Below are 25,393 nucleotides of genomic sequence, written 5' to 3' on the forward strand. Positions count from 1 at the left end.
TGGATGTAAAAAATAAAACATAGCGCTTCCTCCCACACCCGGTAACGGATGTACTATACGATGGATTAAGCCTTACTCTCAGCCGGAAGTGGTGGCTCACTTTCGGCTGTTATTTTAACAGGTCAGGTTATTTTGGAATCATAAAACTGTGTTTAAATGGAAAAATGGTTAAGGGTTAATTTTAGGTTATCTGCATCCTTGTCCTGATAATATAATGTTGCTGCCGTTCACTTGATAATTTGCTCCAACAGACTCACAAATAGTATCAAATTTTTGCAGTAAGGTCATGTTTGATAAATCGCCGGTAAAAGAACAAGATTTGATTTTCTCACTTAACATAATGATTTGCATTCCATGGCTATGGCCGAGTTCATAAACGATCGTAGACAAAGGTGTCTCATTATAAACAAAGGTCTTTTTTGGAGATTGGCCTGATACCAAAGGTCTTTCGTTTTGAATATTGCTCCCCATTGTTTTGTGATTCTTCGTTAAGAAAGTTGCTATACTAAGTGATGCCGCAATACTTCCGTATATCATATATGTACTTAACAAACCAGTAAAAAAAACTGTCTTATTTTCCGGTTGTTGGATGGTATCTATTTTATCATCAATTTTCAATAACATTTTTACCTCTAGCAAAGACTTTTCTTTTGCCGTTAATGCGAAATGGGGTTTCAATTTAATTCTCTCAAACCACGCGCAAATTTTCAAATTCTCTTCTTTTGTACATTCACCTCTGGAAAATCGTAAAAGCAAATCTTCAAATCCGGACTTTGTCATGGGAGCGTTTTTATGAATTATATAACTAAGTCGTTTAACTAATCACGTCCCCTAGACACATTATATTATATCTCATAAAATTCATATTTTTAACCATACTATGTATAAACATTCATTGAATAGTTATATAATAAAATATATAAATAGAATGGCAACGAAATCCTTCAAATAGATCCGCAGGGTTTTGAGAGACTTTGTGATATGATATTCAACGCCCTTTTCAGACAATTGAAGGTGAGTAGCAATTTTGTTAACAGGCCAGTTTTCCATTCGGCTAAGTCTGAAAACTTCCTGAGATTTCTCAGGAAGACTTTTCAGACCTTTCTCCATAAAAAACGTCATGTCATTCAGCGCGACCAGATTTTCTGTTTGTGATTCTTCCTGGTCCAGGAAGGTTTTATAATAAATGATATAATTATCTTTTATTATTTGAGAGCGAACATGGTCGATTACTGCATATTTAACCGCGCGAACAAGATAATTGTCCAGGCTTTGAATTTTTAACGTTGCCCGTTTTTCCCAAAGCTGAACAAAAATTTCTTGTACCAACTCTTCTGAAACTGCTTTGTCATTAAGCCTTCGCTGCGCTATCAAATACAATTTATACCAATATTTTTGGTAGATAATCGTAAAAGATTGCCTTTCCCCGTGAATAAGATTTTCAATGAGTTGTCCTTCGGACACAGCATGTACAGTTGGGCTCATGGGAAATTAGGTTTCTCTATTCGTGCACACAAATGATAAACATTTGTATTATTAGATTTTGTAATTATTATTATTAGCAAAGATTCATACTAATTAAAATAATTATACAAGACTACGATTTGATGACCCTATAACTGTCCTGCTGTGTCTGGTTAAGATAAAAAAAGGAATAAATATCAGGAAAGCAATTCGGCAACTGCTTTTCCTTTTCCATCCGGGGTCGTATAGAATGGACGTTTTTCTACTTCATACTGCGTTTCCGGCGGTATACCCAGGGCTTGATAAATTGTCTGATGTACCTGTTCTATCTTTATTGGATTTTCAATGGTTTTACAAGGACGTTCATCAGCGGTTTTTCCATAAACGAATCCTTTTTTAATCCCGCCTCCAAACATAAGCATGGAACCGCCGTCTGTGAAATGACGGTGCATACCATAAAATTTTGGATCGGAAAGCACATCAGGCTGCGCTACCTGTTCAAGAACTTTGGCATCCGGCTTACCTTCTACCATCATATCCCTGCTAAATTCGCTGGCCAATACAACGATCGTGCGATCCAGGTGTCCGGTTTTATCCAGATCTTTTATAAGCTGGGCAATCGGACCGTCGATCTGTTTTTTCATTGCCTCCAAACGTGTATGACCATTTTCATGGGTATCCCAACCTTTAAAAGGCTCGTATTCCGTAGTCACGCTGATAAACCTGGCACCTTGCTCAGTCAGTCGGCGTGCCAGTAAACAGCCTAACCCGAATTTGCCTGTGTTATATATATTGTAACTTTCTTTGGGTTCGGTGCTCAGATCAAAAGCCTTTGATTCAGGGGAATTTAACAAAGTGTAGGCCTGTTCCATAGAACGCTTTAAAGACTCCCGCTGATAATCGCTGCCAAATTCGCCAACAGGACTATTATTGATTAATTCATTGTAAAGCTGATTTCTCTTTTCAAACCTTTTTGCATCCATTCCCACCGGCGGCCGAACACTTTCCAGCCCCTGGCTCGGATCCGGAATGAAAAAAGGCCCGAATTCATTACCCAGAAAGCCAGCTGTATGAAAAGCTTTTAACTCTTCGGCTTCGCCAACCGTAAATCTTTGTCCAATATCAATAAAGGCTGGAATGACCGGGTTTTTCGGCCCGAGCTCTTTTGCGATCCACGATCCGAAATGAGGAGCAGCCACAGTTTGCGGCGGTTCGTAACAAGTGTGCCAGTGATACTGATGGCGTGAATGTAAAATGTGGCCCATGTCAGCAGCAACATATGAACGGATCAGTGTGCCTTTATCCATGACATTTCCAATGGATTGTAAGCCTTCTGAAAACTGAATTCCATCCAGAATAGTTGGCATGGATTTGAAAGTACTGAGCACGCGGTTACCTTCCATGCCTTTTTCAAAGGGTGTATAGAGTTTGGGATCAAAAGTTTCAGTATGCGCCATGCCGCCTGCCATCCAAAGCAATATGACAGTGTCTGAGCTGGACTCCATTCTCCCTATCCCCTTGCAGCTTGAAAGTATATTTGATACAGGTGCCCCTGCCGCCAGTGCAGCCAATGTTGCTGCGCTGGCGCGTTGTAAAAATTCTCTTCTGCTCCAATTTTTGTTCATGAATGCCAATATTAAAAGTATAATTAGTGTCGATATTTTTATAAGTATTATATGTATGAATAGATCTATACTATTTATATTAATTTTACTTTTTATTTAACTGTTTATTTTAATAAAAAGTATAAGTACAAATAATATAAGATGTATAATAAGTACAATTTTAAATTATTTATTAAACTTTTTATATTTAATAAATAATTTAAAAGTATAAAATGTATTATATGTATTATACTTTTAAATTATAACAATCAGTAAATCAGTTGAAAATCAGGAGCCAGTGTCAGTGCCCATACCAGATCTTGTATGCTTTCTTCACTTGGGTTTGGGCCAAGAATCTTTTTTGCCACTACCAATTCCTTGGTGACCGGATTTCTTCCGAGTGCTTTTCTGTATAATACGGTTACCAGTAAATCGGAAGTTGGATATTTTTGAAGCCATTCTTTTGCTCCTCTTTTCAATGTTTCGGTAAATTTTGTACCATTTGTCAGTTCCAAAGCCTGTAAAAGATTGGCTTGTGAAGTTCGGCTTGTGCTTACAGTTTCACGGTTTGGCCTTCCGAGAGAGGTCAGAAAGGCATCATTTTTAACAAAACCTGCACGTGGAAAAGGAAGCTTTTGTCTGGTATTATCAGGGAGTAATTTTACTACAATTGCTGAATCAGCATACATTGGATTGAAGGCGGTACTGATGGCGTCCGAGAATTGTTCAGCAGTAAGTCGCCGTCTTACCATACCTGTGAACTTAAAATTATTTGCCATAATATCATTCGCTTCCTTGACAGAAGCAGATGGCAACTGGTAAGTTTTTGAAGTCACGATGGTGAAAATTAATTTCTTCATATCATAACCATTCGCAGCAAAATCAGATGCCAGCCAATCTAGTAAGTCTGTACTCCACGGCTCGTTGTCCATCATGTCAACAGGCTCCACAATTCCCCGTCCTAAAAGTTGCGCCCAGATGCGGTTGACCAAAGTCCGGTACAAACGCCCATCTTTTGGCTGCACCAAATAGTCGGCTAACTGCCGAAGTCTTTTTTCTGTATTGGCATCAACGCTGATTTCACCAAGTTCGGGAAATAGTATTTTTCTTCCTGCCATTTTACCGGTCGGCTTGTCGCATCGGTTAATTTCAAGTAAAGTGTCAGCAAAAATATTTGCAAAAGCATAAGACTGTTCAAGCTTCCAATCGCTGATAAAACTGTCGTGGCAGGAAGCACATTTCAGGTTTAACCCAAGAAAAACCTGCGAAACATTCTGTGCAGCCTGCATTTCTGTACGCTGGCTGGAATTGATCGTACCACGCCATTTAATCCCTTTGATAAAGCCCTCAGATTGTTTGCCGGGACTGATTAATTCCTTGACGAACCAGTTGTATGGTTTGTTGACCTGAAGTGAAGTATAAAGCCATTTTGTGATGTCAAAACGACCCCCGGTTATATATCCCGTTCCGGAATAATCATTTCTTAGCACGTCATTCCAAAATGACATCCAATGCTGCGCGTAGTCGTCGTTTCTGTTAAGAAGTTCTTTGGCGAGCGTCTCTCTTTTATCAGTACTTGGATCTTTAACAAAAGTATCCACCTTTTCAGGTGGTGGCAGCAGACCTATAATATCCAGGTAAATCCTGCGGATATAAGTGCGGTCATCGACTACATTAGTCCAGGATATTTTATTTTTTTGAAAATAATTATTGATGAACAAATCAACAGGTTTGGAAAGATTTGCTGTTGGTGCCGGAACGACAGGTGTCCTCGGTTCCAGGGCAGCTACCCTATAAATACTTTTCATTTTCCCTTCTGGCCACTGCGCTCCTTTTTCTATCCAGAATCTTAGTAGGGTTATTTCTTTTTCAGTCAGTCTCTTTCCTTTGGTTGGCATGGCGTCCTTATGTCCCGACGGCAAAGAAACCCGTCTGATCAGCTCGCTTTTATCGGCGTGATTTGGAATAATAACCACACCATTTTCACCGCCTTTCATCATTGCATCTTTACTGTCCAGGCGCAGGTCACCTTTGGTTTTTGCTTCCCCATGGCAGCTGTAACAGTTGTGGGCAAGGATTGTCCTAACTTCTATATTTAAGTCTTCAACTTGTTTGGGCGTAAGTGTTTCTCCATTATTTGCCAATAAAAAATCTGGTGTTGCAGAAGCTGGTGTTGACTGATTCTTATGGAATGGCAAAACGCTGGAAAGGTAATCATCACCATGCGTTAACATAGCTCCGTAATGTCCGGCGAACGAAACGCCCAAAACGGATACAATAAGAAAAGCCCTGTATAGCGGAAGCCGTTTGTATTTAAGTGATAAAAGTGCCAATGTTGCCAGGACCATTGTGCTAATTCCTGACCAACGGTGAATTTCAAGACTGTCGCCGCCGTAATCTCCCTGCCCTGCTAACATCCACCCAAACATCACCGCCATTAAAGCACTCAATGTACCAATCCAAATAATGATGGTGATACCGGAACGGAGTTTATCGGACTTTCTATTCCAGTCGACAAGTTCCAGGACGAGTGCAACACAAAGGAGACTTATTGGAAAATGTACCATTAAAGGATGAAGCCTTGCAAGGAATTGCCAAAGCCAGAAGGTTTCTAATGTTTGTAATAACACAGTTGAAAAATATTTGGGAGTTGGGAATTATTTTTTGATGCAGACTTCGTCAAACATTGTCTTCTACATAACAAGGACTGGTGGACCGGTTTATTTAGGTTTATGAATAATGCCCTGTTTGATTTTTTAGTGCATCCCTATTTTTTTAAAATTTGTGCATCGAATTATCAGTTTAATAACCCGATGCACATTTCATTGTTTTTCGCCAAAATTAATATCCTGGATTTTGAGTCAGTTTGGCATTGATCAAAATTTGTGGTGCAGGAATTGGCAAAACATATTCGTTTTCAGTATAAATGTAATCTGTGGAGTTAAAAGGAACATTGCCTCTGTCAACAGTTGGTTTTACTTTTTCCATCGCTCCATGTGCATTCATAAATGCAGCCCATTCGGCCGGTGTTTTTGTTCTTTTAAGATCAAACCAGCGGTGATTTTCAAAGGCTAGTTCCAGACGCCTTTCTTTAAGAACGGCTGTTTTAAAAGTAGTTTTATCCAATCCGTTCAAATCAGCAAGTCCTGCACGTTTTCTGATCTGGTTAAGATACCCTAAAGCTTCACCAGTAGGCCCGGATTGTTCATTTATTGATTCCGCAAGCATTAACAGAACATCAGCGTAACGTAAAATTGGCCAATTGGTATTAGTCCGGCCGACGATTGTATGAGGGTAGTTGTATTTGCTAACATATGGCACCGGATAAACTTTGCCGTCCAAAGTAAAACTTGGTTTCAGAGAAATATCTTTTCTCAAATCACCGGTTTCGTAGGCGGCCATAATATCATTGGTCGGGATATTTCTACCGCCATTAGAACCTGATGCATAACCGGTAACCGCACCTTTGGAAACCCGGGGCGCAAATACATATTCAAAATTGCTCCATTCTCCCAGGTCATTGTCGCCCTGATATTGAATTTCGAAAATGGATTCTACACCATTCTTTTTTGCAGGAGATGGATCGAAATTATCTGAATAATTGGCGTTTAAGGCATAACCTAACACTGTTACTTGTTTTAGCACTGTTATTGCTTCGGTATATTTCTTGGTTGTAAGATATGTTTTACCGAGTAAACTCAGGGCAGCCCCTTTTGTTGCTCTGCCTTTGTCGCCAACGGTTGCATAAGTAGCAGGAAGAAGTGTTACGGCTTCTTTAAGGTCTTTTTCAATCTGTGCCCATACTTCTGTTTGGGGTGATCTTATGAGATCAAAGGCCGGGTCAGGTGTGGATAACGTATTAGTTACGATAATTACATCACCAAAGTACTGGACCAGATTGAAATACATATAAGCCCGGAGAAATTTTAGCTGACCTTCAATTTCACCTTTCGATGCGTCTGCAATTGTAGCAGTAGCCAGTTTTTCAAGCGTGAGATTGTTATTATAAAGCGCCGCATAATAATTATTCCAAACAGTTGCAATTTCACCGTTACCGGAATTAACAGTAGAAAATTCGAAAGCTTCCCAACCGCCGGCTCCCCCTCTATCGGACGGATTTAAATCTACGGTTGTATTGTCGGACTGGAATTCTCCAAAGAGATAGCCCGAATTTGTCAAAGCCTGAACCTGACTATATACACCGTTCAGCGCCTGCTTTACCTGCGCTTCGTCTTTATAAAACACGTCAACACCCACTTTTGTAGGATCCGTTTGATTAAGGAAATCGTCACTGCACGAAGAATGTAGAAGACCGATAAACAGTATAGCTAAAATGGCAGAATATTTCATTTTTATCGATTTTAGAAGTTAACTTTTAGTCCAGCTGAAAACGTTCTTGGAACAGGATATGACTCATCGTCATTATTAAGTTCCGTACCGCCACGAACACCTGCATCGGGATTATTTCCAGGATATTTCGTTACAATCAAAAGGTTTGCAGCATTGACAAAAATGCGGGCGTCGGACAATATGCCTTTAATCTTAGGCAATGTATAACCGATCGTTACGTTTTTTATCCACATATGAGTCCCATCGTATACATAACGTTCACTGCTCTCGCGTGACCATTTGAAATAGTCAGTTCCACCCTGCGAATTTTTGTTTCCCGGATCAGGTCCAGGGTTTTCAGGCGATCTCCATCTGTCTTTGGCTTTTTCGAGTACGTTAAAAACACCATCCATATTCATGGTAGAAGCTTCTATGTTACGATACACATCGAATTTGTAAGCACCCATCAGCAAAACGCTGATATCGAATCTTTTGTAGTCTGCACCAACATTCCATGCCCAGTTGAATTTTGGATTAGGATTACCAATTTCTGTCATGTCTTTGGTATCGTAAGAAACAATTCCGTCCGGGCCGCCGTCAGCTGCTCCGTGTAAATCAGCGAACTTCATGGCCCCTGGAACTGCTCCATCCTGTTTGGGTGCAGCTGCGATCTCTTCTTTGGTATTAAAAATTCCCAGTTTTTTATACCCGAAAATCATCCCGATTGGCCTTCCAACCTGTTGGATATTATACCCGCCATACTGGCTTCCCTGTAATATGAAATCGTTTTGTCCACGTATCGCCAGTACTTTGTTTCTATTGAAAGTAATATTTCCGTTGGTTCTTAAATTGACCTGGCCTATTTTGATACGATAGCTCACAGCTACTTCAACGCCTCTGTTCTGCACTTTTCCAAGGTTTTTTAAAGTAGACGTAAATCCTGAAACTGCCGGGATATTGTAACCCAGTAACATATCATTGGTAATTTTTTTATAATATTCTACGGTAAAAATCAGTTTGTTGTTAAAAGTTGCAAGATCAAAACCGATGTCAAGCTGGTCAGATTTTTCCCAGGTCAATTCTGAGTTTGCAAACCGCGTTACTGTTTTTCCTGATGCCAGGGTATTGTTAAAAACATAGTTATTCAAACCAAGAAAAGCCAAACTTGCATAGTTGCCATCATCTCCCACATTTTGGCCTACGCCGAAGTTGTTCAATGCACTTACACTATAACTATTATTGCCCGTTTTGCCCCAGCTTGCCCGCAATTTAAGGTCTGTGAGCCATGGTGTTTTTGGAATGAATGATTCTTCTGAAATCCTCCATCCGACAGAAGCGGCCGGGAAATTGCCATACTGATGTCCCTGACTAAATCTTGAACTTCCTTCACGGCGCATCGTTGCAGAAAGCAAATACCGATCTTTGAAAGAATAGTTTAATCTTGCCATGTAAGCAATCATGGTCCATTTTCTTTCAATGGAATTAGATGAGCGGATTGTAGCATTTCCGAGATATGGCGACAAATCATCAGGAAATGTGTTTCCTGAGCCATACAATCCTTTCGTGGTTTCCTGTTGTGCGCTGTAGCCAAGCAAGGCATCAAAGTGGTGGTTTTCCCCGAAGTTTTTATTGTATGTCAGAAGCTGATCGGCTGAATAATTTCTTAATTCTTCTGAATCATCGCGTTCCGTTGCAATGCGTGGAGGGGCACCAGCGCTTCCAGTGGCAATCGCAAGTCCTATTGTGGAAGGAACATACTCCTTATACGTATTGTAATTGATTTTTGCATTTAGGGATGATCTGAATTTTAGACCTTTTGCAATGTTTATTTCAATATGGGCGTTGGATGTTATATCAGCAATATTACGGTTACGCTTTATGTTTTTTAACATGTATAAGGGGTTTGGGAAACCAAAAATATCACCCACTCCATTGTAGTAAGGTATCAGCTCACCTTTTTCATCGTAAGCAGGATATCGTGGATCACTGATCAATGTTAAACCAACCAGATTACTTCTTCCATCCGTATTGGCCAGGTTTGATCTTGAATAACTACCAGCAACATTGAAACCCATACTGATAAATTTATTCACTTCACCCGCCAGGTTGGTACGAACCGATGCCCTGTCATAACCAGTATACTGTAGTGTACCATCTTCTTTGTAATAGCCTACTGAAACCACTGATTTGATGGGTCCTTTTCCTGATGACAAAGTGACGTTGATATCTTTATAGGGAGCGTTGTTATGGAGTATCAGATCAAACCAGTTGGTAGAATATTTTGTGTTTTCAGGATTGCGAAAGTCTATTGGAATATCTTCATTACCAGGCTGTTTTCCATTGGCTAATACATATCTTCCAATAAAAACTTCTTTTTTAAATTGAGCAAAATCTGTACCATTCAATACATGTGTTTTTCTTGAGTCTGGAATATTTTGAACCCCGTAATCAATCGAAACATTAAGACTTGTTTTCCCATCTTTCGCAGCTTTTGTGGTAATCAAAACAACACCATTTGATCCTCTTGCACCGTAAATAGCAGTTGATGCCGCATCCTTTAAAATTGATATAGTCTCAATATCATTCGGGTTTAAGTTTTGTCCAACAGAGGTTCCTACAGGAAAACCATCAATTACATAAAGTGGGTCGCTGCCCGCACCCAAAGAACTGATACCGCGGACTTTAACTTCAAATTGCTGACCAGGTGTACCACTCTTTTGCTTGATGATAACGCCAGGTGCCTGGCCTTGTAACATTCTGGTTATGTTAGATTTAGGTACTTCACCAATATCATCCATATTAATAACGGACACAGCCGAGGTGATATCGCGTTTGCGTTGCGTACCATAACCAACAACAACAACTTCTTCCAGTGCTTTGGAGTCTATAGTTAACTTTATATCGAAAGTGGATTGATTGCCAACCGGAATTTCTTTTGAAAGGTAACCAACAAAAGAAAATACCAGAATTTGATTTGCAGCTTCCGGAATACTTAGCGAAAAAGAACCTTCACCATCGGAAACAGTTCCGGTGCTGGTTCCTTTTAAGATAATACTCACTCCTGGAAGAACCTGACCGCCGTCGTCTGTGACTTTTCCTTTGATATTTCGGTCAATAGGTGAACTGGTCAGGTAATTAGTGCTAGCTGCGCCATAGCTGCTGGCCATGGCACCTATGGAAATAATGGCGATAAGTGATAAAAGTCTGAAGGCTGGTTTTAGTGAACTGCACAAACGGACATTATCGATTTGTAGTCGAATTAGATGCATAAATTGAGAGGTTTAAAAGTGAGATAGTAATCTTGAGTATTGCTTAATTGGTTTGCCTTTATACCATATTGTGTCCGTTTAGGATGTTAATTATTTATGAACTAGCACTGTAATAAATTCTTAATCTGTGGCTTATAGCTTTTTTGATTCGGAGCTATATATGTTCTGTGATTGTGATGATTAGTTTTAATTTTATATTCATTTGCTTCACATGATCAGCGAATGATCAGTATGGCAAAACTGACAGGGATCAATTAGTTTTAGTTTTAAAATTTATTTTAAACTCACTGAATTGGGATTGAAGAAGTAATAGCGTTGATTACGTTTATATTCCAATGGTACTATGCTGGTCACCTTCCAAACCATGGAGGTGAATAATGGTTTTTAGTTGACTTTTTGCAAGAAAGACGATACCAGCAAGCTGTTATGTATGTGGTTAGTCTTTTAAGGTGCAATACTTATATTAAATATCACAATTATACAATAGTAATATTAGTGAGGTGACCAACTGTCCTGCTGTGTCTGGTAATAATGAAGTTTATTCTATAAGTATTTATAATTCAATATTTCGATAGAACTTATGCACAGGATTAGGGTCCGGAATGTATAAAGCCAAAATATCTGTTTGAGAAGCTGTTGTGATGATATTCTTTTTGAGATATATTATCTTAATTACGAGTTGTAATTAACGATTGAGAATTTTACAGCCAATGCTGATACATTGAGGAAATTTTTGTGGGTTTAAAAGAAAGAAGCTTTGGTATGTTTGTGTAGAGGAATGCAAACATAACTTTTATTGAAATTTTAAGATATAGAATGTTTATGGGTTAAATTAAAAAGTTAGTACAAAAAGCGCCACGGGTTTCGTTTAGCAAATTTGGCGGGGAGTAGATCAGCTCTGTTCAAATCTCAGCGCCTCTTTAAAGATTTCATCAAGATTGAAGGTTTGAAAATCTACTTTTTCTGAAAAGTTATATACTCCAAGCTTATCGATAAGTTCCCACCTGTGGGTAGGTGTAGCCAATATGTTTTTTAAAAATGCTTCCCGGTTTTTACAGTCATAATATTCAACTATACCGAAGAGGTAGTTGGTTTCGAGTGGCGATTGAGACGGAAGCGCTCAAAGGGCTATACACCGGTAAACCCAGAGGCAGAAAGCTAAAAACGACCAGTCAAGAAAGCATAATATAAGTAATTATTGATAGGGAAAGGTAAACAAAAAGAGCAACTAGAAAATTCTTGCCTATGGTGGAAATGCCCGATAAATTTCTGATTTTGAAAACAAAACGTTGTATTATCCTGATTAAAAATAGTTGTGATTTTTCTTTTCGATACGCCGAAACAGGTGTCAAACTCCGAAACAAATACTAAATTAGCATGCTGATTAGCTATATACGTAAAGAAACCGTTTCCCATAAAACCAAACAAATGAAATTTACGATAAAGACTGCCTTTATAATTGTACTATTCTTAACAAGGTTTCCTGCCATATCTCAAAAAGGGGACGCTTTCAAACGCAAGGAAGTGTATCGGTCCAAGGGGCTAATTGTAACTCAAATTACTAAAAATGCATTTGAACATACCTCATTTAAACAAACCAATGATTTTGGAAATGTCGGGTGTAATGGCTTGATCGTGAGGAATAACAATGAGTCGATTATCTTCGACACGCCAATTAATGACAAAATTTCAGAAGAATTGATCAAATGGATCAAGGAAACGCTGCATTGTAAAATAAATGCAGTCATTCCAACCCATTTCCATGACGATAGTGCAGGCGGATTAAAAGCATTTGATGATCATGGTATTCCATCTTATGCGTATTTCAAAACAATTGAACTCACGAAAGAAAACAACTTTGTTGTTCCGAAAAATAGTTTTGCTGACTCACTTGTTTTAAAAGTAGGTGATCAACAGACGATTACGAAGTTTTTTGGAGAAGGACATACAAAGGATAATGTGGTCGGCTATTTTCCGGCTGAAAATGTCTTGTTCGGAGGTTGTCTGATTAGAGCATCAGATGCCGGTAAAGGTTATGTTGGCGATGCGAATGTTGCAGATTGGTCGGTTACGGTTGAAAAAGTAAAAAAGGGATATCCAGATGTAAAAATCGTTGTTCCCGGCCATGGACATTATGGAAATATTGAATTACTCGATCACACAATTAATCTATACAAGGTCCGATAAACGGACTTCTGCAAAACATGTGTCACACTGAGGTTTTTCTTACAAATGGGCGAAAAACGGCGTTAAGTAACCGCAGCGACGGCCGCTATGTTTTTTGTTTTGCGACATAATAATAGACAGTGGGGTTAAATTAAAAGATTGAACGAAAAGTACCGCGGGTTTATTCAAGCTTTTTTTATAGTGAGATATGCGATCCATGCAAATCTAGCTGCATTGTTTGAGTAGTGTAAATATTTAGGCTTGGAAATATACGTTTTCTAAAAAACGCATTCTCAAGAATTGTTTATCAGAAGAATATTGATATGATTCCATCTGTATGGATAGTTCTATTTGTTATCCATAGCAGGCTCGCGGTCATATATGTAAAATCTTTTAATTTAACCTCGTTGTCTAAAAAGAATAGTGGCATTTACCAATTTTTAGTAATACGGTTTACTAACAGAATTGTTTTTAAGGATAAATATAGGACAAACAAAAAACCCTAAATTTTTTCTGGAATAAATTTAGGGTTGTCGGAATTTACTTGAATTCCTGAAATGTACCATCAGAATAGAAGATCAGGATACGTTCAACTTTTTTCTCAGAACCAACTGATTTCTCAGGCACCAGAATTTCCTGTGTGACATTCTGTTGGGGTACATTATTTTTACGCGATTCTAATAGGCTGGAAATATCACTTTTCCGACCATTTAAATGTGTGTAATTATCTGCTTTGAAAGGCTTTATTTCACTTATAGATTCTGGTAAATCTTCGTCTTCCAAAATCCAGTTTATACCTAAATCCGGGAATCTCCGGATAATCTTCTGAACGATATCTAAGCTGGGTTTATTTCTGCCTGCAATGATGTGCGAAATGCTTGATCGCTGTATTCCAATCTCGTCCGCAAAATGTGATGGAGAGATATTTTTGTCAACAAGTATCTGCTTTATCTTTTCGTTCAAATCCATCGTCGGATACATTATTAAACAGTTTAATATTTACAAAACTCAACACACAAATATAAACTAGTTTATTAATGTAAACAACAGAAATGTAAACAATAAAATTTAATTTATTAAATAAATACAATTGTAAATTATTTAAAAAGTTTAATAATGTAAACTCGCACAAAAACAATAAATTACATTTTAGTGTAGTTTACAATTCTAAACTAAAAAATAAATGCGATACTCAATTAAGAATATCGCATTGTAAATTATCAAATACTGGATGTTAATAAATGCAACTATAAAAGATGCGAAAGTTAAACTGTAACATTGTTTTCTCTCAGTGCATCATTAAGGGATGTCTTTAAATCCGTGCTTGGTTTACGTTTTCCAATGATCAACGCACAAGGAACATGGTATGTACCGGCAGCAAATTCCTTGGGTAAGGTCCCTGGTATTACTACGGAATCTGCAGGAACAAACCCCTTATATTCCACTGGTTCAGTACCTGTAACATCGATAATTTTAGAGCTTCCGGTAATGGTAACACCTGCTCCTAAAACAGCTCTTTTGCCAATATGTGCACCTTCAACAACGATGCAACGGGATCCAATAAAAGCACCGTCTTCAATGATTACTGGTGCAGCTTGTACAGGCTCTAAAACCCCTCCAATTCCAACGCCACCACTAAGGTGAACATTCTTTCCGATCTGTGCACAACTACCTACCGTAGCCCAGGTATCGACCATGGTTCCCTCATCTATATAGGCACCTATATTTACGTAGGACGGCATCAAAATAACGCCCTTGGAAATATAAGATCCATAACGAGCAACAGCTGGTGGAACTACACGAACTCCCAATGCTTCATATCCAGTCTTTAACTTCATTTTATCATGGTACTCGAAAATTCCAGCTTCAAGTACTTCCATTTTTTGAATCGGGAAATAAAGAATGATCGCCTTTTTCAGCGCTTCATTTACTAACCAAGTACCGTCTTCCTGTGGTTCTGCGACACGAAGCCTCCCTTTATCAACTTCTTCGATAATGCTTTTGATGAATTCAATGTTCTCTGGTTCTTTCAGTAAATCCCTGTCAGACCAGATGTTTTCAATTTGAGTACTAAGGCTCATGTTAAAGTAATTAATTAATGTAAAGTATTTAACTTAATGAATGATAGCGAGTTATAGAATAATTCGGAATTTTCATTCGCTCTTAAAATGTATTTAATTAATATCTAAATGAAGTAAAGATCACTCACCAACTTCGACCATTCTATACAAATATAGAACAATAAGAGGAAGTTTTATATTGTTGAATACGTATGATCAAGAAAGGTTCGAATAAGGGAAAGCGGCCCCCTATTCTATTATCAGGCAAAACAAAAATATTAACAATGATACGAAATAGAAAACTAACTATTTTAATTAGTAAAATATATAAATTACTAAAAATATTAGTTTAGCGATTTGCTAATTTAAATGGTAACTATAACCAAGTTTACTAATATTATCAGGAAATTTGCATCAGGGAATTTAGAACGCAATTATTCTGTTAATTACTTTAAATCGGCATTCATTTTTCTTAATATTGCCTTCGTAATAACATAATCCTTATAAGCACATGTCAAAAGTTAAAGTTGCAATCAATGGTTTTGGACGTATCGGCCGTCTAGTTTATCGTCAAATCTATAACATGGAGGGTATCGATATCGTAGCTATCAATGACCTTACAAGTCCTAAAGTGCTTGCTCACCTACTTAAATATGATACTGCACAAGGCAGATTTAATGCAGAAGTAACTTCAACTGAAAATTCAATCGTTGTAAACGGCGAAAACGTTGTTATATATGCTCAAAGAGATCCTTCTTTGATTCCTTGGGGAACGCACGATGTTGATGTAGTTCTTGAGTGTACTGGTTTCTTCACTAGCAAAGAGTCTGCTGAGGCACACATTAAAGCTGGTGCAAAAAAGGTGGTTATCTCCGCTCCTGCTACCGGTGATCTTAAAACTGTCGTGTTTAACGTAAACCACGATATCCTTGATGGATCTGAAACCGTTATCAGTGCAGCATCTTGTACTACCAACTGCCTTGCACCAATGGCGCAGGTTTTGGAAGAAAAATGGGGTATTGTAAATGGCTTGATGACTACAATTCATGCCTATACCAACGACCAGAATACTCAGGATTCGCCACATCCAAAAGGTGATTTGAGAAGAGCTCGTGCTGCTGCTCAGAACATCGTTCCTAACAGCACCGGAGCTGCAAAAGCAATCGGACTGGTATTGCCTTCATTGAAAGGTAAACTAGACGGTTCTGCGCAACGTGTACCAACACTTACGGGTTCACTTACTGAATTGACTGTTATCCTGGGTAAAGAAACAAGTGTAGAAGAAATCAATGCTGCTATGAAGGCTGCTGCGAACGAAAGCTATGGCTATACAGAAGATGAAATCGTGAGCAGCGACATTATCGGTATCAACTATGGTTCACTTTTCGACGCTACTCAGACGAAAGTTCAAAAAATCGGAGATACGCAATTGGTAAGAACTGTAAGCTGGTATGACAATGAAATGTCTTATGTTTCACAGTTAGTTCGTACTGTAAATTACTTTGCTACTTTAATAAGCAAATAATTAGTATTTAGTATTACTAAAAAATAAGCCGTTATGAAATCTTATCATAACGGCTTATTTTGTTACTGAACAACTGACTTAATAAATTTGATTGTATATCCTTTCGCTACAAAAATACTTTCATAATGAGTTTTCACTCCATGATGTTCCTCTAACAATGGAGAATGATACAGGTCCTGTGTATGCTCAATAATTTTATAATTTTCAGAATTCTCTAACGTAACGAGACTGTATTCGTACAAGAAAGTGCTGTCTGTTTTTAAACAAAACAAACCACCCTTCTTCAGGTATTTTGCATAATTGTTCAGAAAGGCAGGATTCGTCAATCGTTTTGGCTCATCACGATCTCTCACTTGGGGATCCGGATGAATAAGCCAGATCTCATCAAGCTCATTTTCCTGGAAAAATTCATCTGAATACTGAATTCCCGCACGAAGAAAAGCAACATTCCTCAGGCCCGATTCGGTTGCAGCCAGACTTCCCCTTGCAATCCGGTCACCTTTGATATCCATTCCTATAAAATTCTTATCCGGAAATATCTTTCCCAGCCCAATCGTGTATTCTCCTTTTCCACAAGCCAGCTCTAAAACGACGGGGTTATTATTTTTAAAGTAAAGCTCATTCCATTTTCCTTTAATCTCTGTATACAGCGGTTTCCCGATCTCTATAACATTTGCGGCTTCTGCGCTAAACTGATAGTGGGATAATTTTCTTCTTGACATGCTTAAAATATAATTCAAAAAACTATAACTGATCCAGATCGGCCACCACGAATGTGCTTCCGCCGACATAGATTGTATCTTCCTGGCTGGACTCCAGAATTGCGGCCTTAAGAGCCATATTTACATCAGGATAAACATTTCCCTTTAAACCTGATTTAAATGCGTCCTGCTGTAATTCTGATACATCCAATGCTCTTAGATTTGATGGTTGACAAAAATAATATATTCCGTCCTGAGGAAATAAATTGAGAATCGAGGAAATATCCTTATCCGATACAAAGCCGATCACATATCTTTTTTGCTTCGAAGCAAGGCTGTTAAACTGCCGCATGGTTTCCGAAACACCTGCAAAATTATGAGCAGTGTCGCAGTAGACCAATGGTTTATCGTTCAATTTCTGCCAGCGACCTTTTAAACCTGTATTCTTTTGAACCTGGGACAGACCCTTATAGACTGCCTCTTTATCAATTTTGAATTCTGTATTTTGTAATTTTTCAATAGCCGCCAGTACGCCAAAAATGTTTTTAAGTTGATAGTCACCAGCCAGATCCAGATTCAGATCAGGATACATCAATTGGCCAGAAGTCTTCGAAACTATGTTTAAGCATAACTTTCCATCTTTATGCTCCGAATTTGAAACATCAAATAAATCGGCCCCATAAACAATTTCAGAATTTCTTTCCGTTGCAGTACGATCAAAAACCTCAGAAATCTCATTTTCCTGTTTTTCACTGATCACGACAGGAACTTCATTCTTAATAATCCCCGCTTTCTCAAAAGAAATTTTCCCTAACGTATCACCCAGGAACTGAACATGGTCATAACTAACATTGGTGATCACAGAAAGTATCGGGGTTATGATATTGGTCGAATCAAGTCTTCCTCCCATACCAACCTCAATGATAGCAACATCAACCTCGCATCTTTCAAAATAAGAAAATGCCATTGCAACAGTCACTTCGAAAAAAGAAGGACTTAAACTTTCGATGTAAGATTTATTAACAGCGGTAAATTCTACTATAAAATCTTCATCAATACTGACGCCGTTTACCCGTATACGCTCTGTAAATGACTTTAAATGAGGAGATGTGTAGAGTCCAACCTTATAACCCGCTTCCTGCAAAACAGACGCAAGCATGTGAGACGTACTTCCTTTTCCATTAGTACCTCCTACATGAATTGTTTTGAATTTTTCCTGCGGATTCCCCAGGTGATTACACAATTGGAGGGTAGTATGAAGGCCCGGCTTAAAAGCACGGGCCCCGATATTTTGAAAGACTGGTAGGCGACTGTACAGATAGTCGATCGTTTCCTGATAATTCATTAGGTCTTACTGCGAACTGATTTTAAATGTAATGGTTCCGGTAGATTCTTCCGGAACATTTGAAGATTGAGAAATGAAAGTAAGTTCTCTCACCGCACTCCGATACTGGTTCACAACTGCATAATCCGTAACCGTAGTGCTCTGTGTGATAATATTTTTAACACGGCCATTCTTGTCAACTGTGATTTTAAAAGTAATTGAACCCGTTGCATCCGACTTATCATTAACAACTGGTCTCCGAGACCATTTCCAACCGGACAAACTAAGCCCTACGGCCGTTCCGCCACCACCTCCTTCACCTTTGTATGTTTTTGCAAATAAACTCCCTGTTTTGGAGCCTTTATCGCCTAAACCTTCTGCATCGTCACCATTATTGTTTCCGCCAACTCCGCTTTTTGTTCCATTGGTACCATTACTTCCTGATTTACTTCCGGAAGATTTCGTGAAAAGAGCGTCTTTATTGACCGCTTTTTCAGGAGCAGGCTTGCTTACAGGAGCCGAAGAAGTGGCAGTTCCTGTTGATTTTTTTGTTTCCGTTTTTTCCGGTGCTTCAACGGGACTTTCTGCTTTTGAAGTGATAACTTTCTCAACCACCGTTTTTGTAGGCTTCACTGATTCTACTTTTGGAGGTGTCGGAGGCGTTGGTTTAGGCTGAGAGACAGATTTACGCTCCTTAACCTCTTCCGCTTCTGCACGCATATTTTCCCTTACCTTGGAATTACTTGGTTTATTAAAAGTCTGTATATCTCCCTTTCCAACTTTGCTGGTACCGTAATTGACCTCTACAAACAGCTCCATTGGTTCCACTTTCGGAATTGAACTGTTGAGACGTATGAAGAAGAAAAGTCCAAGCATAGCTATCGTTATGCCGATAGACATTGCCCAGGATATCGCTATTCTCTGACGATCTTCCGCTTGTAATTCAAACATTGGCTAATTTTTTGTGATTTCGTGTTGAACGTAAAAATATGTCATTTTCGTATAAATACAAAAGAAGGAGCCTTATTGGCTCCTTCCCGGTACTTTTTATCTTAAAAATTAGGCCTATCTTTTCTTATAAACCCAGCCTTCTTCTCCTATAATCATTTTAAGTTTCGCAGAAGCACGGTAGGCATCACCTTCACGCTCAAAACCTTCAACAGCAACTTTCACTTTTTTGCTATATTGATCGGCTTCAATGACAATTGCATCCGTGTAACCCTTTTTCTTCATTTCTTCTAAAAGAACATTCGCTTGTCTGTTTCCTTTGAAAGTACCAGCAATCAGGTAAAATTGTTTATTTGAAGCGGGAACTGGTATTGCTGAAACAACAACCTCGGGTTTAACTTCCAGCGGTTTTTCTTTTACAACCGGCTCAGCAATTGGTGCTGATAAACTATCAACCTTTTCCACGACTGGTTTTCTAACGACATAAACAATCCTTCTTTTTACAGGAACCGTTACTTTCTTTGCTTCAACCGGCGCAGCACTGGTTGTCATTTTATCAAAAAAGCTGGTAAAAGGATTTAGTGTACTTCTGTTTTCGCCATTTGAAGAAACATAGAATAAACTGAAATAAAACATCAATCCTGCAATCATCGCAGCCGATGTCCACGCTATCCAGTTTACTTTAACAGATCTTGGCTCTTCTTCTTCAAGTACTTCAACGTGATCATCATGAACGTGAACAACCGGTGGGTTTAAAACAGAAACCCGTTTTTCAACAAGTTTGGCTGTTGTACTTCTGAAACCGTACCACTCATCTTTGAAATATCTTTCCGTATTAGGTTCAAAAACCAGTTTACCTTCAACGTTCATGCTGAACTCACCTATTCCTTCAATCCTAGCATGTTCATTTGTTTGTAAAGAAAAACGAAGTTTATCCGTGTAGCTCTTTACATAAGCAACTGCCTCTGCATGGGTAATCTGCTCGTGACGGGAAATATAATTGGCTAACAATCCATCATCAAGTTTAAGAAACTCGTTGAATGCCAACCGCTTATCCGGCGGAGAAAACATGCCCGTCTCTGCATTGTAAAAGGCCTGAGCCTGATGGGAAAGCAGCGCGCCAAAGCCCGGAATGATCACGAATTCGTAGTCAGTTACCAGTTTTCTTATTACCGTTTCAACAGCTATCATGAAGTGCATTTTGAGGTGAACGAAGCGAAGTTAAAAAGAAAATGATAATCCTCCAACAAAGTTCAGCCCCTGCTGCGGGTAGTACTGGTAGCGCTGATACTCCTTACCTAATATATTGTTGATGGATACAAATGCTGAGAAGTTCCTGGTTAACAGGTAATCTATCTTCAGATTTAAGTCTGAAATAACCGGCAATTTCGTAACCACGCCGCTCTGAAAATTTTTCGCTTTTATTCCTTTCAACATATAAAAATCAGCAGTTACAAATAACTTTTTACTTATTGTCAAAGCATTAAACCAGTTCAAAGTAAGATCCGGGCGGTGCCATGCTTCTTCAACCGATCCCATCGAATAATCGTAGTAATTTACTTTCAGCGATGTTTTAAATAAATCATTGTAGGCATAACCTGCCTGTCCTGAAATATTCAAAACCTTTGTTTTTTGAGGATCGTAAATGATCGAAAACTTCGAAGTATCGGCCAGAGAGTTGTTGAAGTTGTAGAAGTTGTGATAGGAAGTATAGGATACTTTACCTTCATAGTTAAAGCCACCTGCAACCTCTCCTTTAACGCCAGCGAATATGTCAGAGTTCTTTTCTGTGTTCACAATCAATACATTAGACCCCAACCATTGATTTTCGCTCAACATTCCCTTTAACGTGTTTCGAACCACATCACCATTCCAACCACCAAATACATGAACACCGTCAATAGGGCTTACATCAATATTCAACACCGGAAATGCTTTCGTCTTGTTGATATTCAACTGGTTATCCGTTTGATTAACTGCATTGATACCGGCTGTAATTGTGAAAATATCGGATGTATACTTGAATGTAGGTTTAACACGATACAGATTACGGTTGTATGTTAAAGCATCTACACGCTGCGAGATAAAAGCACCAGCTTCCAACTGCGCGTAAAAAGAGCTTGAAATGGGAACAGAAGCATTTAAGGTAGTTCCCCAGTCCAGCTCCGATGCATTGTAACGATCATGCAAAGTATTCAGACTTGTTTTTACTGAATAATCCACGGCCACAGAAGGATCTGTATTTTCAAATCCCAGATTGAAACCAAAGTTATTGACCGTCTGGCGTAAGCTATCGCGGTTGACTACATAAGATTCGATCTGAGGTTTATAGCCGTAGAAATAATAGTTCTTACGGTCATATTCCAGCGATCCGTCCACTTTATAGGTGCTCATGATGTATTTGCCTCCTACCTTGATATTCGTATTGGCATTGGCAGAATTTTTACCATCCACCGGACCATTACCCGCGGATAAATGTTTCAGCTGCCCGGTAAATACCAGATCTTCTGCACGGCGACCGCTCACGAAAGCTTCTCCAAGAAAACGACCATAATTACCCGCTCCAAGTTTGATATAATTATTTAAGGCATCAGGCTGACCCTGGCGCTCTTTCTCATCCGAAGATGCAGCCACGCTTGGCGTTATCTTTGGCGATGCTATACTGATCTGAGGATCCAGGATCTGGTAATTCACTTTCTTCTCATTGGATGTACCCTGAACAGGCTGCACCTTATCAAAAAGACGGTTTGCAGGGGCAAACTCAATACTTTTTTCTTTTACGATTTCATAAGTCTGGCTTTCAATTTCTCCTCTCTGTGCAAATGCCAGATTAGAGGAAAAACCCAGAGTTAATAAAAATATGGATGTACGAATTATTCTTGAATGCGTCATAAGAAATATTTTTTGCTGTTTGCTTCGACAGGAATTTATCATTTTTGTTTTTCAAACTGGGCCAGTTTCTCTTTCGCAAGTTTCACCGCTTCCTGATCATCGGAATTGTCAATGATCGAGCTCAGTGTTGCTTTTGCCTGTCCAACTTCTTTCATGCCCATGTATACATCCGCAAGTAAAATGAAGGAACGAACCCGCCAGAAATCAAAACCTTCGAAGGTTTTACTCATATCCAGGATAGCGGTTTCAGCTTCCTTGTATTTCTTATTTTTAAACAAAATTGTAGCAACCATATAGTTTGCTTCTGCTCCATATTCATCTTTTGACGTGCTGGCCAGTTTCTTGAATTCTTCCGAAGCTTTTGTCAAATCTCCTTTTTCGTAAGGAACTTTACCCAAATAAAGCTGCGCTTTTCCCAGACCACCCGGAATAACATTTCCAACATTGATAACTTCCCTGGCGTAATAAAGCGTTGAATCGTAGCTTTTCAGATTGTAATACGTATCCATCAAACCAATCCAGGCTTGTGTCTGCTCTTTTTTATTTTCTGAATTACGAAGAAGAACTCTGAAATTGGTAACCGCGTTATTGAAATTGCCACGTCCGATTTCCAGTTCAGCAGAACGTTGAGCGGCCGCAGCTACAAAAGTTGAACGGTTTTCCTGAACTACCTTACCATAATACTGCAAGGCGTCAGCAACGTTTCCTGTTTTGTCAAAAGATGACGCAATAAAATACCTTGCGTCATACTGATATTTACTTGAAGGATAACTTTTTAAGAAATCAAGCAAAGCCTGTTTTGCATTATCATATTTCTCTGCATAATAAAGGTTACGAACGTTGTCAAATTCAACGTCTTCCAGTTTATCATTACCAGGATTGTTTTTACGCACAACGCCAAGCACCTGAGTAAATTCTTCCGGACGACCAACTGCTGTATAACTTTCCTGAATCCCTTCCAGCGCACTACTGGCCGACGGAGAATCAGGATAATCGGAAAGGATTTTCTTAAAGTCGACGATCGCCTGCTCGTAAACCTGTAAGTTATAATAAGACTGGGCACGACGTAACAACGCGGCCGGGATCAAATAACTTTTGGGCTTTTCATTGATCATCCGTGTAAATCCTTTGACAGCTACCGAGTAACCTCCGTTTTTAAAATCGATATCAGCCATTTGGAAATAAGCATCATCCAGATACCGTGATCCAGGATACTGACTGATCAATTGTTCGAAGTTCTTTCGCGCATCCTGCTCACGATTCATGTAAACATAAGCACGCCCCTTTTGGAACAATGCATAATCCTTATCCACTTTCCCTTTTGCAGAAACCTTATCATAAGTACCGATGGCCTCGTTGTAATTTTTTGCAGCCAGGTAACAATCCGCCAGTCGCACATAAGCATCTTCAATAATATTCCCGTCAATACCTTCTGTATTGTTTGTGAATTCCTTGAAGTAACCTAATGCCTGACTGTATTTCTTTTGGTTGTAATAAACATATCCCAAAGCATAAAGACTTTTACGAGCGTAAATACCGGCTTTGGAATTTTTAGAGAGTTGAGTATAGATGGCGACCGCGTCATCCAGCTTTTTCAAACCGGTATTTGATTCCGCCTTATAAAAAGTAGCAGCAACTAAAATGGTTTCATCAATTGGGAATTTAATCGATTTGTTAAAAAAGGCAAGTGCCTGTTCAAAACGTTCCTGATTGAATTCTACCACACCCTGATTGAAAGTAAGCCTTTGGTATGTGGTATTGATTTTGGTGTTGCGTTTTGCTAAACCTTCAATGTAGGTTATTGCGCCCGTGTTATTACTTGCTCCGGAATATCCTTCTGCAACCAATTCCGTAGCTTCTTCCTGGTGTTTACTGTTGGGATATTTAGTTATAAAGGCATTGAATTCTTTGACGGCATCATTATTGTTACCTAGATCCAATTGTACTTTTGCATGGTTGTAGCTTGCTTCTTCCTTGATAACAGGATTGTAATCTAACCTTGCTGCATTGTCCAATGCTGTTAAAGCATAACTTAAATTACTTGTCTTTAAGTAGCTGACACCAAGCAGATATGATGCGTACTGCGATACAGAATCTTTCCCCACAGCAACACCCTTAAGTGTAGAAATTGTTCCATTGTAGTTGTTTGTACGAAACAAAGAATGTCCATAGTGCAAAGCAACTGCCGGCGGAACAGAACCAGCTTTCATTTTATTATAACGCTCATACGCTTTAACAGCGGCGGCGTAGTCGCCTTTTTCATAGTAGACCTCTGCTACATATAATGCAACTTCGGCAATTTTCGTTCCCCCTCTTTGTTGTGCAAGAATTTTCTCACCATAAGCCAGTAATTTATCATATTGTTTTAACTGGTACAGAGAAGAAATAATCCAGTTAGGAACCTCTTCTTTATAATTAGGATGATTTTCTACGGCTATAAAATCCTGGTAGGCTTCTTCGAAATTATTTTTTTGGTAATTGATAACCCCTGCATAAAATGACGCATCTCCTGCATTGGCAAAAGAAGGATCTGTTTTTACCTGATTAAATAAAGGTAAAGCAGCATCCAGATTCTTTGTATTATAATACGACATAGCAAGCTGGTAGGTATTATCCATCTTCTTACCGCCGTTACCCGGAAGTTTTACCGCCTTTTCCAGATATGTGATTGCTTTCTCGTAATTTCCTGCTTCGTAATAGTATTTACCCAGATCACCATAAATCTGCTGTGCCTTAGGATGTTCTGCGTGGTTTCTTACAAACCTATCCACCTGAACTTCTGCTTCCGGATAATTTAAATACAAACCCGTAACCGCCACATAATATTCAGCCGTCACTTTATTGTAATCACTCGTACTTAAAAGATTGTCATTTGCATTCAAATAGTCTCCAAACTCCTGCCTGGCGGCTACGTAGTTTAACTTTTCATAGTATTCAAGGCCGTTACGAAAATGCGCTTCCGGTGCTGTATAACTCAAAGTACTCTGAGCATTAACCGTATACGTACCAACGCACAAGCCTAAACCGAGCGCATAAGTGCTATGTTTTAAAAGCATAGGGGTTCGTTTTGTGGATTTTTGTGGTGATATCTTGTTTGTGATCATATGTAAT

At 38.9% G+C, this 25,393-nt stretch carries 16 protein-coding genes; 2 read left to right on the plus strand and 14 right to left on the minus strand.

Features of this window, described 5'->3' with window-relative positions; translation table 11 throughout:
* Positions 1-186 precede the first annotated feature (186 nt).
* The 6 genes from FZF08_RS04430 to FZF08_RS04455 form a co-directional block, all read right to left on the minus strand.
* The gene (locus tag FZF08_RS04430; RefSeq protein ID WP_159467440.1) at positions 187-780 is read right to left on the minus strand and encodes a FecR domain-containing protein; all 594 of its coding nucleotides are present in this window, start codon (positions 778-780) and stop codon (positions 187-189) included.
* Positions 781-903: 123 nt separating this feature from the next.
* The gene (locus tag FZF08_RS04435) at positions 904-1,485 is read right to left on the minus strand and encodes a sigma-70 family RNA polymerase sigma factor (RefSeq protein WP_159467441.1); all 582 of its coding nucleotides are present in this window, start codon (positions 1,483-1,485) and stop codon (positions 904-906) included.
* A gap of 176 nt (positions 1,486-1,661) precedes the next feature.
* Entirely contained in the window at positions 1,662-3,089 is a 1,428-nt protein-coding gene (locus FZF08_RS04440) for a DUF1501 domain-containing protein (protein ID WP_159467442.1), read from the minus strand.
* Positions 3,090-3,337: 248 nt separating this feature from the next.
* Positions 3,338-5,635, minus strand: coding sequence for a PSD1 and planctomycete cytochrome C domain-containing protein (locus tag FZF08_RS04445; RefSeq protein WP_159467866.1), 2,298 nt, complete (start codon positions 5,633-5,635; stop codon positions 3,338-3,340).
* Positions 5,636-5,909: 274 nt separating this feature from the next.
* Positions 5,910-7,418, minus strand: coding sequence for a RagB/SusD family nutrient uptake outer membrane protein (locus FZF08_RS04450; protein ID WP_159467443.1), 1,509 nt, complete (start codon positions 7,416-7,418; stop codon positions 5,910-5,912).
* An 11-nt stretch (positions 7,419-7,429) separates the two neighbouring features.
* The gene (locus FZF08_RS04455) at positions 7,430-10,666 is read right to left on the minus strand and encodes a TonB-dependent receptor (protein WP_229216411.1); all 3,237 of its coding nucleotides are present in this window, start codon (positions 10,664-10,666) and stop codon (positions 7,430-7,432) included.
* A gap of 1,428 nt (positions 10,667-12,094) precedes the next feature.
* Here FZF08_RS04455 and bla point away from each other — a divergent pair.
* Positions 12,095-12,853 (plus strand): subclass B1 metallo-beta-lactamase, encoded by a 759-nt coding sequence (gene bla, locus FZF08_RS04460; RefSeq protein ID WP_159467444.1) that lies wholly within the window; start codon positions 12,095-12,097, stop codon positions 12,851-12,853.
* Positions 12,854-13,372: 519 nt separating this feature from the next.
* Here bla and FZF08_RS04465 read toward each other — a convergent pair.
* Both FZF08_RS04465 and FZF08_RS04470 read right to left on the minus strand, forming a co-directional pair.
* A complete protein-coding gene (locus tag FZF08_RS04465; RefSeq protein WP_159467868.1) occupies positions 13,373-13,801 on the minus strand; it encodes a helix-turn-helix transcriptional regulator in 429 nt (142 codons plus the stop codon).
* Positions 13,802-14,097: 296 nt separating this feature from the next.
* Positions 14,098-14,913: a 2,3,4,5-tetrahydropyridine-2,6-dicarboxylate N-succinyltransferase gene (locus FZF08_RS04470; protein WP_159467445.1), complete on the minus strand. Its 816-nt coding sequence runs from the start codon at positions 14,911-14,913 to the stop codon at positions 14,098-14,100.
* Positions 14,914-15,403: 490 nt separating this feature from the next.
* On the opposite strand from FZF08_RS04470, the gene gap reads away from it, so the two are divergent.
* Positions 15,404-16,417, plus strand: a complete 1,014-nt coding sequence (gene gap, locus FZF08_RS04475; RefSeq protein WP_159467446.1) for a type I glyceraldehyde-3-phosphate dehydrogenase — start codon at positions 15,404-15,406, stop codon at positions 16,415-16,417.
* A 62-nt stretch (positions 16,418-16,479) separates the two neighbouring features.
* On the opposite strand, the gene trmB is transcribed toward gap, so the two are convergent.
* From trmB to FZF08_RS04505, 6 genes are all read right to left on the minus strand, one after another.
* Positions 16,480-17,139, minus strand: coding sequence for a tRNA (guanosine(46)-N7)-methyltransferase TrmB (trmB, locus tag FZF08_RS04480; RefSeq protein WP_159467447.1), 660 nt, complete (start codon positions 17,137-17,139; stop codon positions 16,480-16,482).
* A gap of 22 nt (positions 17,140-17,161) precedes the next feature.
* On the minus strand, positions 17,162-18,463 hold the full coding sequence (locus FZF08_RS04485; RefSeq protein ID WP_159467448.1) for a folylpolyglutamate synthase/dihydrofolate synthase family protein: 1,302 nt from the start codon (positions 18,461-18,463) through the stop codon (positions 17,162-17,164).
* A 6-nt stretch (positions 18,464-18,469) separates the two neighbouring features.
* Positions 18,470-19,393 (minus strand): hypothetical protein, encoded by a 924-nt coding sequence (locus FZF08_RS04490; RefSeq protein WP_159467449.1) that lies wholly within the window; start codon positions 19,391-19,393, stop codon positions 18,470-18,472.
* Positions 19,394-19,507: 114 nt separating this feature from the next.
* Entirely contained in the window at positions 19,508-20,581 is a 1,074-nt protein-coding gene (locus FZF08_RS04495; RefSeq protein ID WP_159467450.1) for an SPOR domain-containing protein, read from the minus strand.
* A 30-nt stretch (positions 20,582-20,611) separates the two neighbouring features.
* Positions 20,612-22,282, minus strand: a complete 1,671-nt coding sequence (locus tag FZF08_RS04500; RefSeq protein ID WP_159467451.1) for a TonB-dependent receptor — start codon at positions 22,280-22,282, stop codon at positions 20,612-20,614.
* Positions 22,283-22,320: 38 nt separating this feature from the next.
* Positions 22,321-25,338: a tetratricopeptide repeat protein gene (locus tag FZF08_RS04505; protein ID WP_159467452.1), complete on the minus strand. Its 3,018-nt coding sequence runs from the start codon at positions 25,336-25,338 to the stop codon at positions 22,321-22,323.
* Between the last annotated feature and the right edge of the window lie 55 nt (positions 25,339-25,393).

Source organism: Dyadobacter sp. 3J3, assembly GCF_009801115.1.
Lineage (GTDB): Bacteria > Bacteroidota > Bacteroidia > Cytophagales > Spirosomataceae > Dyadobacter.

Coding starts and splice junctions, on each gene's coding strand:
- FZF08_RS04430 (WP_159467440.1), bottom strand. CDS start 780: ATGACAAAGTCCGGATTTGAAGATTTGCTTTTACGATTTTCCAGAGGT.
- FZF08_RS04435 (WP_159467441.1), bottom strand. CDS start 1,485: ATGAGCCCAACTGTACATGCTGTGTCCGAAGGACAACTCATTGAAAAT.
- FZF08_RS04440 (WP_159467442.1), bottom strand. CDS start 3,089: ATGAACAAAAATTGGAGCAGAAGAGAATTTTTACAACGCGCCAGCGCA.
- FZF08_RS04445 (WP_159467866.1), bottom strand. CDS start 5,635: ATGGTACATTTTCCAATAAGTCTCCTTTGTGTTGCACTCGTCCTGGAA.
- FZF08_RS04450 (WP_159467443.1), bottom strand. CDS start 7,418: ATGAAATATTCTGCCATTTTAGCTATACTGTTTATCGGTCTTCTACAT.
- FZF08_RS04455 (WP_229216411.1), bottom strand. CDS start 10,666: ATGCATCTAATTCGACTACAAATCGATAATGTCCGTTTGTGCAGTTCA.
- bla (WP_159467444.1), top strand. CDS start 12,095: ATGAAATTTACGATAAAGACTGCCTTTATAATTGTACTATTCTTAACA.
- FZF08_RS04465 (WP_159467868.1), bottom strand. CDS start 13,801: ATGGATTTGAACGAAAAGATAAAGCAGATACTTGTTGACAAAAATATC.
- FZF08_RS04470 (WP_159467445.1), bottom strand. CDS start 14,913: ATGAGCCTTAGTACTCAAATTGAAAACATCTGGTCTGACAGGGATTTA.
- gap (WP_159467446.1), top strand. CDS start 15,404: ATGTCAAAAGTTAAAGTTGCAATCAATGGTTTTGGACGTATCGGCCGT.
- trmB (WP_159467447.1), bottom strand. CDS start 17,139: ATGTCAAGAAGAAAATTATCCCACTATCAGTTTAGCGCAGAAGCCGCA.
- FZF08_RS04485 (WP_159467448.1), bottom strand. CDS start 18,463: ATGAATTATCAGGAAACGATCGACTATCTGTACAGTCGCCTACCAGTC.
- FZF08_RS04490 (WP_159467449.1), bottom strand. CDS start 19,393: ATGTTTGAATTACAAGCGGAAGATCGTCAGAGAATAGCGATATCCTGG.
- FZF08_RS04495 (WP_159467450.1), bottom strand. CDS start 20,581: ATGATAGCTGTTGAAACGGTAATAAGAAAACTGGTAACTGACTACGAA.
- FZF08_RS04500 (WP_159467451.1), bottom strand. CDS start 22,282: ATGACGCATTCAAGAATAATTCGTACATCCATATTTTTATTAACTCTG.
- FZF08_RS04505 (WP_159467452.1), bottom strand. CDS start 25,338: ATGCTTTTAAAACATAGCACTTATGCGCTCGGTTTAGGCTTGTGCGTT.